The organism is Pseudomonas sp. Q1-7 (assembly GCF_028010285.1).
Taxonomy (GTDB): domain Bacteria; phylum Pseudomonadota; class Gammaproteobacteria; order Pseudomonadales; family Pseudomonadaceae; genus Metapseudomonas.
On sequence record NZ_CP116304.1, the window covers coordinates 3,553,544 to 3,565,885 of the forward strand.

Here is a 12,342-nt window from a genome sequence, read left to right on the forward strand (position 1 = left end):
GCGCAAGACCTGCCCATCGTGTCCTGCGAGTAGCTCTGACGATGAAATGCCCAGTCTGCGACCAGGCCGGCCTGGTCCATGACTTCCGCGATAAGCCCTACACGCACGAGGGTGTGACAGCCGTCATCCCGAATGTGGAGGCCGATTGGTGTGCCGCCTGTCGTGAAGGGCCTGTCGAAAACATCGCACGTGCCGCTGAATAGCGGCTTGCAGGACGACGCGCCGCCAGTGGCGCGAGCATGAATCCGATGTGACTCACACCACCTTGGAATGTCACGGCTGCGCATAGTCCACCCGTCAATGAGCTCCATTCCGGGGGTCACCTGGGAGGGAGTGGCGCTTCGACGTCAGCTCAGGTAGGTTCCGGCAACCGGGCAATTAACAGGAATACGCTGTGACATTTCATTCGCACTACAAGGAAGGTCTCCACCCGAATCAGGAGCCTGAGCATCTGACCTGCTTCAACTGCTGCGAATCAATTGATCACTCGGCGGTTCGCTACGATGGGTTTGATGCGCCAGGCTCCGGTCGCTCGCTGTATCTTCACCCTGTCTGTGCTTCGGAAATGGGTCAACGTCTAATCTGCGACGGTTGGCCGAACCGCAGAAAGCCGTGAGTTTTCTTCCCGACCAGTGAGGCTGGTTCATTCACTGCAGCGCCTTGATTCGCGCCAAGACCAAGGTCAAGGCAAACCCCAGGCCTCTGTCATAGTCCGACTTATGTAGTTCCGGGGAGGGGGTTCTACCCCGTTAGCACGGACACTTTCGAGTAAGCTCACGTCGAGCTAAAGGAGTGTTCATGTCCAAGCGCAAGAAATACAGCCCCGAATTCAAGCGGGAAGCCATCGAGCTGGTTCGTCGTTCAGGGGCGAGCTGCCGACAGGTGGCCCTGGAGATTGGTGTTGCTCCCAACCTGCTCACACGCTGGGTTCGGGAGGCACAACCAAGCGCAGAGAAAGCCTTCCCTGGAACGGGAAGTCCGCGGGATGAGGAGCTTGCCCGCCTCAAGCGCGAGTTGGCCCGAGTAACCAAGGAACGTGATTTTTTAAGAGACGCGGCAGCGTACTTTGCCAAGGAGTCATCGAGCGGTACACGGTGATCCAGCGCTGCCGCAACGAGTACCCGGTACGACTGATGTGCCGTTGTCTGAAGGTTTCTGCCAGTGGCTATTACGCCTGGCAGGATCGCGAGCCAAGCCCACGTGCTCAAGAGAATGCGCGCCTGGTGAGGCGTATTCGGGAGATCCACGAGGACAGCCGTGGAGTGATCGGAGCGCCACGGATGCACGAGGATCTGCTCGACGAGGGCGAAATCGTCAGCCTGAACCGCGTTGCTCGCCTGATGGCCGCTGAGCGCATTCAAGGCTGGCCCCGCCGTAAGAGACGTGGCTTTGGAAGAGTCGCCAGCGGCCGTCCAGCAGGCGTGAAAAACCTGCTGGAGCGCGATTTCACCGTGCAGGAACCGGAGCGCAAGTGGGTCACGGATATCACGGAGATAGCCACACTGGAAGGCAAGCTCTTCCTATGCGTGGTGCTCGACCTGTACAGCAAGTTGGTGATCGGTTGGTCGATGCATCACCGTCAGGATCGGCAGATGGTGATTCGAGCGGTGGAGATGGCGATCTGGCAGCGCCAAGGTGACTGGTCGGTGATCCTACATTCGGATCGCGGTAGCCAATTCACCAGTGCTGACTACCAGCGCTTTCTGAATCGCAACACGCTGGTCTGCAGCATGAGTGCCGTCGGGCATTGCGGCGACAACGCTGCCTGTGAAGGCTTCTTCGGTCAGCTCAAACGGGAGCGCGTTGCCCATCAATCGTATCGAACTCGTGATGAAGCTCGGGCGGATTTATTCGACTACATCGAGCGGTTTCATAACCCACGAATGCGTCGTAGAGTCGCCCGGCAAGATCTGAAGTTTTCAGCCCTTTTCAAACCGTCCGTGGAAATGGGGTAGAACCCCACAGACCACCAGCTACCTAATGCCCACCGACACGGGACGAACTTGTTCCTGAGGACTACGACCTGTGGCAAGCCAGGCATCGCGATCAGCCGCATAGTCTACGGTTTGCCGCGATCGCTTGACGTTGCGGCGATGCTCGCACGCGCTTTGCGGGACGACGCCCCACTTGGCGCGAAATCAGCGCCTATCGAGGCCTGCTGGCACTATTCTGACCCTGGCTTAGTCGAAGCACGGCCATATATTAAAGGCTCATATTTGGACCATTATTCCGCTTAAAGGCGTACAATGGACCATAAATGACCCGCTATAAGAGGATTAACCTTGGCCCTGACCCATTCCCTGCTCGCCCCTGGCGAACTGGCCCAGAAGATCGGTGCCAACGCCCGGGAGGCTCGACTCGCACAGAACCTCTCCCGTAAGTCCTTGGCGCAGATGGCGGGTGTTTCCGAGTCGACAATCAAGCGGTTCGAGTCCAAGGGGCAGGTCACCCTCGATGCCCTGGTGCTCATCGCCACGGCACTTGGCGCCACACGCCAACTCGCTGAACTGTTCAAGCATGAGCACCCTGTCTCGCTTGAAGAAATCAAACAAGTAGGACGTACCCGGGGACGCCAATGAAACCCATCAACACCTTAGAGGTACTGCTCGCTGGCATACCTGTCGGAGAGCTGGTCGCCAGCCGACAGGTGAATCACCCCTCCTCTACGCCATTCTGCGACACAGGCGGTTTGCCACTAAGTACAGCTTCCATAGCCTGAGCCCACAGGAATAGTGCGATGGCATGGAGCAATGAAAACACTGTTTTTGCTGATGGCACAGTATGACGGGCAGGCAATAATCCCACTTGATCGAGTTTGCCAGGACTACTTTTCACATCTCAGCACCGAGATGTTCCAACGCAAAGCGCTGAGAGGCGCGCTAAAGATCCCCATCGTGCGCATGGAGCCGAGCCAAAAGTCTGCCAAGGGAGTACACCTTGAGGATTTAGCAGTATACCTAGATGCCCGGCGATCAGAGGCAGTAAGGGAGCGAGATCAACTCAGTGGCGACCGCCGCGCCGGGAGAGCCCGTTAAGCGTCCGATCTCCGAACTTCACGCTTGACGCCAACAGCTTCGGAAGCCATTCCCACGCTACATATGGGTCACCACGCCCGTTTAGATGGGTATAGCGTCGCAACGAATTCCAATCTCTGTGACCGGAAACGCTTGCCACACGAGGAATGTCCCAACCCATCTCAAAGAGTCGACTGACTCCGTCATGTCGAAGGTCGTGGAAGTGAAGATCCTTCACTCCAGCGCGCTCACAGGCTCGACTCCAAGCAGTGGATACCGACTCACTGTTATATGGGAAGATCTCGTCACATATGCGCGGCATACTTTTGATGATCGTCCAGGCCTCATCAGGCAAGTGACACCACACATTGTTGCCGATCTTATCGCCAGGATTCTTCATATCCCGAACCATCACCGCTTGCCGTGGTTCATCTAGGTCATCCCAGCGAATACGGCAGATCTCTTCTTGTCGGCGTGTCGAAAAAATGGCGAAGCCTGCAACCTTCAACATATTGATGGAGGTTGGCCGACTCGAGAGGATTTTCTCGAGCTCCGCAAAAATCAGGTCGAGCTCCTCAAGCGAAGGCCGGCGGTCGCGCTCACGACTTTTCAGTCTGTATCCGAGCTTGGCCAGCACTTTTCGCGCATCAGCCATCGCGTGCGGTTCGATGCTGGCCCCCCAAGCAGGGCGAGCGACAGCCAGTACCGCGCCGAGATGAGCGAGATCATTACCAATGGTCTGAGGCTTAACCCCGCCACCCTCAGCACTCATGCGCCATAGAGCGTAATCAACCAGCACCTGAGCGGTGATACTGCGATCCTCGCATTCGCCCAGGTAGGTTTTTGCAATGGCCTCAAGAGTCGCTTTCTTCGTTTTACCGATCGGGCGCGCCTTAGCGTGCTCCCGGAGGTAAGCCTCAATCATGGACGCGACAGTGACCCCGGAGCGATTCGCTCGCTCGACTGCACCTGGCACGCTCAGCTCCGTCTCTCGTCGCTTGGCCCAAGCCTGCGCAGCCTGTTTACGGGAGAATGTCTGGCTCTCTTGGTAGACTTGCGCGCCGTTCTTCTTGATCCGGATTTGTACGGTGTAGCGGAGCGATCCGTCCGCGCTCTTTCGGGCTCGAATGGTTGCCACGTCGTCTGCCCTCCTGGCTGGTGGTACATAAAGTTTTTCAGGTGGTACATTTTACCACCCACTTGAAATGAATGCTCGGAAACCCCCGAAAACACGTTGAGAACGCGATACGCGAAATGCCTCTAGAATCAGCCTCAAAGCCAGAAACCACGCGCCCTTCCCTGTCCCGTCGCTTCTCCGTGGCGCCGATGATGGACTGGACCGACAGGCACTGCCGCTTTTTTCTGCGCCAGCTGTCGCGCCACGCCCTGCTCTACACCGAGATGGTGACGACCGGGGCGCTGCTGCATGGTGATCGTGAGCGTTTTCTGCGCCACGACGAGGCTGAACATCCACTGGCGTTGCAGTTGGGTGGCAGTGTGCCGGCGGACTTGGCGGCCTGCGCGAAAATGGCTCAGGCGGCGGGTTACGACGAGGTGAACCTGAACGTCGGCTGCCCCAGCGACCGGGTGCAGAACAACATGATCGGCGCCTGCCTGATGGGGCATCCGGCGCTGGTGGCCGATTGTGTCAAGGCAATGCTGGATGCGGTGGAAATACCCGTCACCGTAAAACACCGCATCGGCATCAACGGCCGTGACAGCTACGCGGAACTCTGCGATTTCGTCGGCCAAGTGCGCGAAGCCGGCTGCCGCAGTTTTACCGTGCATGCACGCATCGCCATTCTCGAAGGGCTTTCACCCAAGGAGAACCGCGAAATCCCGCCGTTGCGCTACGAGGTGGCGGCGCAGCTGAAGCGGGACTTTCCGGATCTGGAAATCGTTCTCAATGGCGGCATCAAGACCCTCGACGAGTGCCGTGCGCACCTGGAAACCTTCGACGGCGTGATGCTGGGCCGCGAGGCCTACCACAACCCCTACCTGCTGGCCGAGGTGGACGCGGCGCTGTTCGGCGGCGATGGGTCCCGGATCGGTCGTGCCGAGGCGCTGGAAGCCATGCGCCCGTACATCGAGCGCCACATTGGCGAAGGTGGCGTGATGCACCACGTAACCCGCCACGTGCTCGGACTGGCCCAGGGGTTCCCAGGCGCCCGACGCTTCCGCCAGTTGCTGTCGGTCGACGTGCACAAGACCGCCGACCCGCTCGCGTTGCTGGATCAGGCCGCCGAACTGTTGCGCGGCCGCTGAGCGGAAATCGACGCTTCCCAGGCCGGCGCCAGGCGGAAACGGCTGCCTCCCGTGGCTATCACCAGGCCGATGGGCTGCGGCACGACCGGCATGAGGTGCGGCAAGGTATGTACTCGCATCTGGATCTCGTTGTTGCTCAATGGCCTGCCCGACGCCAGGCCTCCGGCCGGATCTCCTGCCAGCCTGTTGTCCCGAACACTCGGGGCTCTCATAGGAGAAGACGTATGAGATCGGAAAAACCGCAATAGAAATGCGAAGTTTCCTTCGCCGCGGAACCCGGCACCCCCTGTTCACAGTCTGTTGTTACAGGCAGGCCGATTGCCTGTAAAAAAGCCCCTGCGTCCCCGTTGAGCGGCCCCGGCGGCTCGGGTAAGGTCAGTTCATCCGCCACGACAAGGTTTCGCCATGACCTCCAAGCTGGACCAACTCAAGCAGTACACCACCGTCGTCGCCGACACCGGCGATCTGGACGCGATCACCCGCCTGAAGCCGGTCGACGCCACGACCAACCCGTCCCTGCTGTTGAAGGCCGCCGCCATGCCCCGCTATGCGGAGCTGCTCGACAGCGCCATCGCCGGAGCCGGCGGTGATCTGGGCCTGGCCTGCGACCGTTTCGGCGTCGCCGTCGGCCAGGAAATCCTCAAAGTGATTCCAGGGCGCATTTCGACCGAGGTGGATGCGCGCCTGTCGTTCGATACCCAGGCCACCCTGCGCCGCGCCGAGCGCCTGATAGGCCTGTATGAGGAAGCGGGTATCGGTCGCGACCGCGTGCTGATCAAGATCGCCTCCACCTGGGAAGGCATCCGCGCGGCCGAGCAGCTGGAACGCATGGGCGTCCAGACCAACCTGACCCTGTTGTTCAACTTCGCCCAGGCTGCCGCCTGCGCCGACGCCGGGGTGTTCCTGATCTCCCCCTTCGTCGGGCGCATCTATGACTGGTACAAGAAGGCTGAGGGCCGCGACTACGTCGGTGACGAGGACCCGGGCGTGCAGTCCGTCTCGCGCATCTACCGCTACTACAAGGCCAATGGCTACCGAACCGTGGTGATGGGCGCGAGCTTCCGCAACCTCGGGCAGATCGAAGCACTGGCTGGTTGCGACCGCCTGACCATCAGCCCCGAACTGCTGCAGAAGCTGGCGGACGATCAGGGCGCTCTGGCGCGCAACCTGGCGCCCGGCAGCGAGGCCGAAAGCCGTGTCGTGCTGGATGAGACGGCCTTCCGCTGGCAACTGAACGAAGATGCCATGGGCACCGAGAAGCTGGCCGAAGGTATCCGCCTGTTCGCCCGCGACCAGGAGAAGCTGGAAGCCCTGCTCGCCTCCCGCCGCTGAAACACCAACGCGCGCCGGCCCCTACAGGCTGCGCGCGTTGTCATTTCCGGGTAAGAAAAGAGAGCGGATCAACTGCGCTCGAGGGCGCTGACCAGATCGTGGAAGGCTTCGCGGTTGGATTCGTTCAGGCCCATCAGGATGCGGTGGGCTTCCAGCACCTTGTTGCGGACCACGTCCTCCGTCTGGTCCTGCGGTGGCAGGTCTTCCAGGCATTCAGGGCGCGGGACCGGCGCCCCGACGATATTGAACACCTGGTCGAAGCCCATCGATTGCAGCAGCCGGGTAATGTCCGGGTGAGTGGTCACTACCGTGGGCAACAGGCCCACCTTCTGCCGCGAGAGGATCGACAGCTTGGCCAGCAGGCCCAGGGTGGTGCTGTCGATACTCTGGGTTTCCGTCAGGTCAATCACGATGGCCGAGAAGTTCAGCGCCGAGAAGATTTTCTCGATGGTCGCATCCAGGGCCGAACACAGGGTCAGGCGGATTTCTCCGACGAACTTCAGGACGAAAGTCCCATCCTGCTCGGCAAACTGGATTTTACCGGTACTCATGCAAGGTTCCTGCTCAACACCAGCAAGGCGATATCATCCGGCATCTCGCCCAGGCTGGCCAGTCCAAATACTTGTCGCAAGCCATCCAGACTGCCACCCGCCTCGCAGACCATCTCTGGCAGCGCGGCTTCCTTATCTTTGAGGGTTTCCCCGGGCAAAAGGTCCAGGATCCCATCGGAAAGCAAGGTCAGGCTGAAGGACGACGGCAAATCGATGATCCGGTCATCATAGCTCGCCTCTTCGAACAGCCCCACCGGCAGGCCTTTTCCGGCCAGGTAGGAAGCCTTGCCCTCGCTGTAGAGCACCGGCAGGGGCAGATGCCCGCCAATGCTGTAGGTCAGCTGACCGCGCTCCTCGTCGATCACACCGCCGAGCATGGTGACGTGCTTGCCCAGCTTGGTGTTGATCAGCCCTCGGTTGATATGCCCGAGCACCTCGGAAGGCTTGAACTCGGGCAAGGTGCCACTGCGCCGGGACTCGTAGAGCAGGCGCGTGGTCATGAACTTGAGCAGGACGGTCACGAAGGCCGAGGACGCGCCATGACCGGAAACGTCCGCCAGATAGAACGCCACACGGCGCTCGTCCACGCGGAAGTAATCGACGAAGTCACCCGACAGATAAAGCGACGGAATGATCTGGTGGGCGAACCGCAGGCCGTCCACCTCCCAGGGTGTCACCGGCAGCATGTTCATCTGCACCTGGCGACCGGCGTTCTGGTCTTCCTGCAGCAGGTGCAGGCTGGCCTGCAGTTCGCGATTGGTGGATTCGAGCTTTTCCCGGTAGCGGCGGTTTTCCAGGCGCAGGGCCGCGCGGTCGAGAGCACGGCGAACCGAATGTTCGAGAACCGCGAGGTCTTCCAGCGGCTTGATCAGGTAATCCGCAGCACCCAGGCGCAAGGCCTCGACCGCGTCGCTCATGACGCCGGCACCGGAGACCACTATTACCGGGGTTTCTGCTTCGAGTTCGGAAATACGACGGATCAGTTCCAGGCCATCGACCTGAGGCATGCGCAGGTCGCAGATCACCAGATCCGGGCGCTCCTGCTCGAAAACCTGCAGCCCTTGCAGACCGTTGCTGGCCTGTCGAACGCTGAATCCACTGTCTTCCAGATAGGCCGCGAGGCTTGCGCGCACTACCTCGTCGTCGTCAATAATCAGCAGCTTGGCACTGGGATTGTGCATGGAGTATCCAGGCAAACGGCGCCAGGGATGGGTTGTTGTAGCACCCGACCTAAGGCCCGAGCACGAGTACGGGGGTTCGCTTTACGGCGCAGACGGTACTCCCATCCGCAGGGCGATTCAAGCTTGCGCCGCGAGTCGATCTCTGACTTTACACCTGAAATCGCTGGAAGTTATAAGGGGTTCGGCCCCACTCCATGATGACAAGAGGAACAGCGCGTGAGCCTGGATGACCGCCCCTACAGCGAGAAGCGCGACTTTATAAGGATGCACGTGCAGACCAAGGCCATCCTGGAACACGCAGGTCAGCAGTTCCCGGCGCTTTGCCTCGACCTTTCCAGCAGCGGCATGCAGCTCGAAGTGAGCGCTGAGTTGACGGTCGGCGATCGCGTCCGCGTGCTCATTCCCTCCGAGCACAGCTCCCTGAAGGGCCTGGAGGCCGAGGCCGAAGTGGTACGGATCGGCGAGAACGCCAACGGCAGCCGCACCCTCGGCCTGGCCATCCTCGGCATGCGCTAGGCGCAACGGCCTGAAACGAAAAAGGCGACCCTGGGGTCGCCTTTTTCATGCCCGGAAGCCTTAGAAGTCGTCCTCGACCTCGCCATCCTTCACCTTGAACTCGCGGTTCTGCAGGTAGGCGTTGCGGATGAAGATGTACTTGTCGCCGGTAATCAGCTTTTCCGTCGACAGCAGGTTGGCGCGGGTATCCACCACATCCACCGCACGGGTTACGTTACGGGTCGGCACGTGGTCGATATAGGGATAGGGTTCGAGGAACGCGTCCGGAATCTTGCCGCCCGCATCGCGCACGGTGCTCGGGCCGAGGAACGGGATCACCAGGTAGGGGCCGCTGCCAACACCCCAGTAGCCGAGGGTCTGGCCGAAGTCCTCGTCGTTGCGCTGCAGACCCATGTGGGTAGCGACATCGAAGAAGCCCAGCAAGCCGAAGGTGGTGTTGAACACCAGGCGGCCCGTGTCGACGCCGGCATTGTGGAACTTGGCCTGGAACAGGTCGTTGGCCAGGTTGCCCACGTCGCCAATGTTGTTGAAGACGTTGTGGATACCATCCTCGAGGAACTGCGGGGTGACCGCCTGGTAGCCCTGGGCGATGGGTTTCAGGGCATAGGTATCGAGGGTGTCGTTGAATCGGAACATCGCGCGGTTGAAACCCTCCCAGGGATCTTCTTCCGCGGCGTTGCCAGCGACCGGCAGCGCCGCCAGGGTGACGCAAGCCAGGATACGGCCCAGACGATCGAGCCACTGCGCACCGATCAATTGCATTGCAGACTCTCCTTGAGAAAAGTAGTGTGGCGGCCCGCCGCCGCCCATTGAGGGCGCGCAGTATAAGGCCATCGCCCGACTCCGGGCAGCATAGCGGATAGCCAGCATGTCAGAGAAAACCTTGCTTCATGTTGCACACATCCCCGTTCGCTGGGGCGACATGGACAGCTACGGCCACGTCAACAACACCCTCTACATCCAGTACCTGGAAGAAGCACGGGTCGCCTGGTTCGAAAGTCTCGGCATCGCCATGAACAATGTCCCCCGCGGCCCGGTGGTGTTGCAAACCCTGCACACCTACCTCAAGCCCGTGGTGCATCCGGCCACCGTGGTCATCGAACTCTACGCGGGGCCGGTGGGCAACAGCAGTCTGGTGGTTGAGCACCGCCTGAGCACCCTGGAAGATCCGCAGACGCTCTATGGTGAAGGCCATTGCAAGCTGGTCTGGATCGACCACGCCGCCGACAGGTCGGTGCCCGTGCCGGATGAGCTGCGCCAGGTCATGGGAGCCGGCCAGAACCGGTAACTTCGCTGTCACACGCAGCGGTTAGCCTGCGCCAGACGCCGTCAGGATGACGCAGATGCCCCAGAGCCAACCGCCCGCCTTCACCGCCCTCCTCTTCGGCCTTTCCGGCTGCCTGGTGGACTTCGGCGCCCGCACCCTTCCCCTGGCCTTGAACCGCCTGCTGCCGGATTGCCCCGCCACGCGCCTGGCAGAAGCAGCGACCCTGCCGCCACGCGCCGCACTCGACCATGCGCTGGACGCGCCCGCCAGCGACGAGCAGTTCCAAGTCCTCCAGCAGCAGTTGCTGGAGGCCGCCGGCGAACACGCGGAAATCGTCCCCGGCCTCGACACACTGGCGAGCCTGGTGCACGGCAGCCAGGTGCCTTGTGCCTGGCTCGACGAACTGCCCGCGGCGGCCAGCTGGCGTCTGGCCGCCCCCCTGCCCGCCTGGCTGGGCGGCGGCGAAACCAATGGCGCGCGCCCCTGGCCCGCGCCGGACAGCTGCTGGCAGGCCCTGGCGGGATTGGGCGTTACACGTCTGGCAGGCTGCGTCTTGATCAGCGCCGACCCGCGCCTGCTGAAAGCCGGGCTGAATGCCGGACTCTGGACCGTCGGCCTTGCCGCCAGCGGTCCTCTCTGTGGTCTCGCCCCCGCAGACTGGCGGGCCCTGGGCAGCGGCGAGCGCGAGCGCCTGCGGGCCGCCGCCACGCTGCAGCTGTATCGCCTGGGTGCACATTCGGTGATCGATCACCTGGGGGAGCTCGCGCCCTGCCTGGAGGACCTCGCCTACCGCCGCGACAAGGGCGAGAAACCCTGAAACCAGGGGATTTGTTTCAGGCTTGATCCGGGTCAGGCAGGCGCGCCGCGCCTGGATTACTCTCTAAGGCATGAGGGACCTTCGATCGCATCGGCGGGTCCACTCCTGAGACATTCGCGAAGGGAGAACGACATGCCTGAGAACCTGCAGCAGCAACTGCAACAACTGCGCGACCAGTTGGCCCAGGAACCGCCGCTGGATGCGGAGGAACGCGCATCGCTGATCGAGTTGATGCAGGAAATCGAACTCCGCCTGGCCGAGGAAGCGGCGTCGGCCCCGGACGCCACGCTGGTGGATGGAATCAACCTGGCCGTCGAGCGCTTCGAAGCCAGCCACCCGACCCTGGCGGGCACCCTGCGCAATATCATGCAGAGCCTGGCGAACATGGGAATCTAGCCGGTCCTGCGAAGAAAGAACCCCGACGTCGAGTCGGGGTTTTCGTTACTGCCGGACCAGCCGCCGATTATCGACGCGGACCGCGTGGGTGCTCCGGTAAGGGTTGATGTCCAACCCGCCCCGGCGCACGTAGCGTGCATACACGCTGAGCCGCTCCGGTTCGAGCAACCGCTGGAGGTCGAGGAAAATGCGCTCCACGCACTGTTCGTGGAAGTCGGAATGCTGGCGGAAGCTCACCAGGTAGGTCAGGAAGCTGGCGTGATCCAGCTGCTTTGCGCCCCGGTACTCGACCACCACCGTGCCCCAGTCCGGCTGACCGGTGACCGGGCAGTTGGACTTCAGCAGATGGCTGTAGAGCACCTCCTCCACCGGCGGGCCCGCCTCGGCGCGCAGCAGCTCGGCTTGCGGATGCTGGTAGTTGTCGATGGCGATCTCCAGCTCGTCGATGCACACGCCCGGCAGGCCGGCCACGCCCTCGGCCTCGACCTCCGCCAGGCTGCGCACCCGCACGGCAACCGGCGCCCCAGCGGCCGCACTCAGGTCCCGCGCCAGCACCTGCTCCAGCTCGGCAGCCTCGCGGTAGACGGACTGGTTCAACGAATTGAGGTAGAGCTTGAAGGACTTGGATTCGATGATGTTCGGCGAATCGGCCGGAATGGCGAACTCACCAATCGCCACCACTGGTTTGCCCGATGGCGTCAGCCAGGACAGCTCGTAGCAGTTCCAGTAGTCCACGCCCTGGTAAGGCAGCGTCGCGGCGGTCAGTCCAAGCTCGCGCCACTTGGTCACGCGGGAGATCGGGAACAACAGTTCCGGGCTGTAGGTGCTGACGTACTCGCTGGATTTGCCCAGCGGCGAATGTTCGGCGGGGTGATGCATGGACGGACGGACCTGAGAATGCGGAAATCGGGCAATTGTATACAGCCGGACGGGCGCTGAAAAATCCACGGCACCAACGGCGCCACTGCATTACAACTTCGTCAGCTTTCACGGTCCGGGCCGC

Annotated in this window: 16 protein-coding genes; 10 read left to right on the top strand and 6 right to left on the bottom strand. The window is 61.6% G+C overall.

The window, feature by feature from the left end; all coding sequences use genetic code 11:
- Window positions 1-41 precede the first annotated feature (41 nt).
- The 4 genes from PJW05_RS16375 (at window position 42) to PJW05_RS16390 (ending at window position 3,035) form a co-directional block, all read left to right on the top strand.
- Window positions 42-203: a type II toxin-antitoxin system MqsA family antitoxin gene (locus PJW05_RS16375; protein ID WP_271408053.1), complete on the top strand. Its 162-nt coding sequence runs from the start codon at window positions 42-44 to the stop codon at window positions 201-203.
- A gap of 595 nt (window positions 204-798) precedes the next feature.
- Window positions 799-1,955 (top strand): IS3 family transposase gene (locus PJW05_RS16380; protein WP_271408054.1). Its coding sequence is split into 2 segments (ribosomal slippage): window positions 799-1,048 and window positions 1,048-1,955, totalling 1,158 coding nucleotides; the frame shifts between segments, so codons are not numbered across the junction.
- Between the two features lie 327 nt (window positions 1,956-2,282).
- Window positions 2,283-2,579, top strand: coding sequence for a helix-turn-helix domain-containing protein (locus tag PJW05_RS16385; RefSeq protein ID WP_271408055.1), 297 nt, complete (start codon window positions 2,283-2,285; stop codon window positions 2,577-2,579).
- A 171-nt stretch (window positions 2,580-2,750) separates the two neighbouring features.
- Window positions 2,751-3,035 (top strand): pyocin activator PrtN family protein, encoded by a 285-nt coding sequence (locus PJW05_RS16390; protein WP_271408056.1) that lies wholly within the window; start codon window positions 2,751-2,753, stop codon window positions 3,033-3,035.
- On the opposite strand, the gene PJW05_RS16395 is transcribed toward PJW05_RS16390, so the two are convergent.
- The gene (locus PJW05_RS16395) at window positions 3,001-4,152 is read right to left on the bottom strand and encodes a site-specific integrase (RefSeq protein ID WP_271408057.1); all 1,152 of its coding nucleotides are present in this window, start codon (window positions 4,150-4,152) and stop codon (window positions 3,001-3,003) included. The two genes, PJW05_RS16390 and PJW05_RS16395, sit on opposite strands and share 35 nt — an antisense overlap.
- 116 nt (window positions 4,153-4,268) lie before the next feature.
- On the opposite strand from PJW05_RS16395, the gene dusA reads away from it, so the two are divergent.
- Complete coding sequence (dusA, locus tag PJW05_RS16400; protein ID WP_271408058.1) at window positions 4,269-5,279, top strand: tRNA dihydrouridine(20/20a) synthase DusA; 1,011 nt, start codon at window positions 4,269-4,271, stop codon at window positions 5,277-5,279.
- Here dusA and PJW05_RS16405 read toward each other — a convergent pair.
- Entirely contained in the window at window positions 5,249-5,398 is a 150-nt protein-coding gene (locus PJW05_RS16405; protein ID WP_271408059.1) for a hypothetical protein, read from the bottom strand. The two genes, dusA and PJW05_RS16405, sit on opposite strands and share 31 nt — an antisense overlap.
- 286 nt (window positions 5,399-5,684) lie before the next feature.
- Here PJW05_RS16405 and tal point away from each other — a divergent pair, with 286 nt between their 5' ends.
- A complete protein-coding gene (gene tal / locus PJW05_RS16410) occupies window positions 5,685-6,611 on the top strand; it encodes a transaldolase (protein ID WP_271408060.1) in 927 nt (308 codons plus the stop codon).
- A gap of 68 nt (window positions 6,612-6,679) precedes the next feature.
- Here the strand turns inward: tal and rssC are convergent, their stop codons facing one another.
- Window positions 6,680-7,162 (bottom strand): anti-sigma factor antagonist RssC, encoded by a 483-nt coding sequence (gene rssC / locus PJW05_RS16415; RefSeq protein ID WP_271408061.1) that lies wholly within the window; start codon window positions 7,160-7,162, stop codon window positions 6,680-6,682.
- The gene (gene rssB / locus PJW05_RS16420) at window positions 7,159-8,343 is read right to left on the bottom strand and encodes a two-component system response regulator RssB (RefSeq protein WP_271408062.1); all 1,185 of its coding nucleotides are present in this window, start codon (window positions 8,341-8,343) and stop codon (window positions 7,159-7,161) included. Before rssB ends, rssC begins: the two co-directional genes overlap by 4 nt.
- Window positions 8,344-8,559: 216 nt before the next feature.
- On the opposite strand from rssB, the gene PJW05_RS16425 reads away from it, so the two are divergent.
- The gene (locus tag PJW05_RS16425; RefSeq protein ID WP_271408063.1) at window positions 8,560-8,859 is read left to right on the top strand and encodes a PilZ domain-containing protein; all 300 of its coding nucleotides are present in this window, start codon (window positions 8,560-8,562) and stop codon (window positions 8,857-8,859) included.
- Window positions 8,860-8,919: 60 nt separating this feature from the next.
- Here PJW05_RS16425 and PJW05_RS16430 read toward each other — a convergent pair whose 3' ends face one another.
- On the bottom strand, window positions 8,920-9,621 hold the full coding sequence (locus tag PJW05_RS16430) for an MlaA family lipoprotein (protein ID WP_271408064.1): 702 nt from the start codon (window positions 9,619-9,621) through the stop codon (window positions 8,920-8,922).
- Window positions 9,622-9,727: 106 nt separating this feature from the next.
- On the opposite strand from PJW05_RS16430, the gene PJW05_RS16435 reads away from it, so the two are divergent.
- The 3 genes from PJW05_RS16435 (at window position 9,728) to PJW05_RS16445 (ending at window position 11,339) form a co-directional block, all read left to right on the top strand.
- Window positions 9,728-10,147, top strand: a complete 420-nt coding sequence (locus tag PJW05_RS16435; protein WP_271408065.1) for an acyl-CoA thioesterase — start codon at window positions 9,728-9,730, stop codon at window positions 10,145-10,147.
- A gap of 55 nt (window positions 10,148-10,202) precedes the next feature.
- On the top strand, window positions 10,203-10,943 hold the full coding sequence (locus PJW05_RS16440; protein WP_271408066.1) for an HAD family phosphatase: 741 nt from the start codon (window positions 10,203-10,205) through the stop codon (window positions 10,941-10,943).
- A gap of 132 nt (window positions 10,944-11,075) precedes the next feature.
- Window positions 11,076-11,339, top strand: coding sequence for a DUF4404 family protein (locus tag PJW05_RS16445; RefSeq protein WP_271408067.1), 264 nt, complete (start codon window positions 11,076-11,078; stop codon window positions 11,337-11,339).
- 45 nt (window positions 11,340-11,384) lie between these two features.
- Here PJW05_RS16445 and queF read toward each other — a convergent pair whose 3' ends face one another.
- Window positions 11,385-12,218 (bottom strand): NADPH-dependent 7-cyano-7-deazaguanine reductase QueF, encoded by an 834-nt coding sequence (gene queF, locus PJW05_RS16450; RefSeq protein ID WP_271408068.1) that lies wholly within the window; start codon window positions 12,216-12,218, stop codon window positions 11,385-11,387.
- Between the last annotated feature and the right edge of the window lie 124 nt (window positions 12,219-12,342).

What these genes read in the sequence shown, in the direction of transcription:
- PJW05_RS16375 (WP_271408053.1), top strand. Translation starts at nt 42, where the DNA reads ATGAAATGCCCAGTCTGCGACCAGGCCGGCCTGGTCCATGACTTCCGC.
- PJW05_RS16390 (WP_271408056.1), top strand. Translation starts at nt 2,751, where the DNA reads ATGAAAACACTGTTTTTGCTGATGGCACAGTATGACGGGCAGGCAATA.
- dusA (WP_271408058.1), top strand. Translation starts at nt 4,269, where the DNA reads ATGCCTCTAGAATCAGCCTCAAAGCCAGAAACCACGCGCCCTTCCCTG.
- PJW05_RS16405 (WP_271408059.1), bottom strand. Translation starts at nt 5,398, where the DNA reads ATGCGAGTACATACCTTGCCGCACCTCATGCCGGTCGTGCCGCAGCCC.
- tal (WP_271408060.1), top strand. Translation starts at nt 5,685, where the DNA reads ATGACCTCCAAGCTGGACCAACTCAAGCAGTACACCACCGTCGTCGCC.
- rssC (WP_271408061.1), bottom strand. Translation starts at nt 7,162, where the DNA reads ATGAGTACCGGTAAAATCCAGTTTGCCGAGCAGGATGGGACTTTCGTC.
- rssB (WP_271408062.1), bottom strand. Translation starts at nt 8,343, where the DNA reads ATGCACAATCCCAGTGCCAAGCTGCTGATTATTGACGACGACGAGGTA.
- PJW05_RS16430 (WP_271408064.1), bottom strand. Translation starts at nt 9,621, where the DNA reads ATGCAATTGATCGGTGCGCAGTGGCTCGATCGTCTGGGCCGTATCCTG.
- PJW05_RS16435 (WP_271408065.1), top strand. Translation starts at nt 9,728, where the DNA reads ATGTCAGAGAAAACCTTGCTTCATGTTGCACACATCCCCGTTCGCTGG.
- PJW05_RS16440 (WP_271408066.1), top strand. Translation starts at nt 10,203, where the DNA reads ATGCCCCAGAGCCAACCGCCCGCCTTCACCGCCCTCCTCTTCGGCCTT.
- PJW05_RS16445 (WP_271408067.1), top strand. Translation starts at nt 11,076, where the DNA reads ATGCCTGAGAACCTGCAGCAGCAACTGCAACAACTGCGCGACCAGTTG.
- queF (WP_271408068.1), bottom strand. Translation starts at nt 12,218, where the DNA reads ATGCATCACCCCGCCGAACATTCGCCGCTGGGCAAATCCAGCGAGTAC.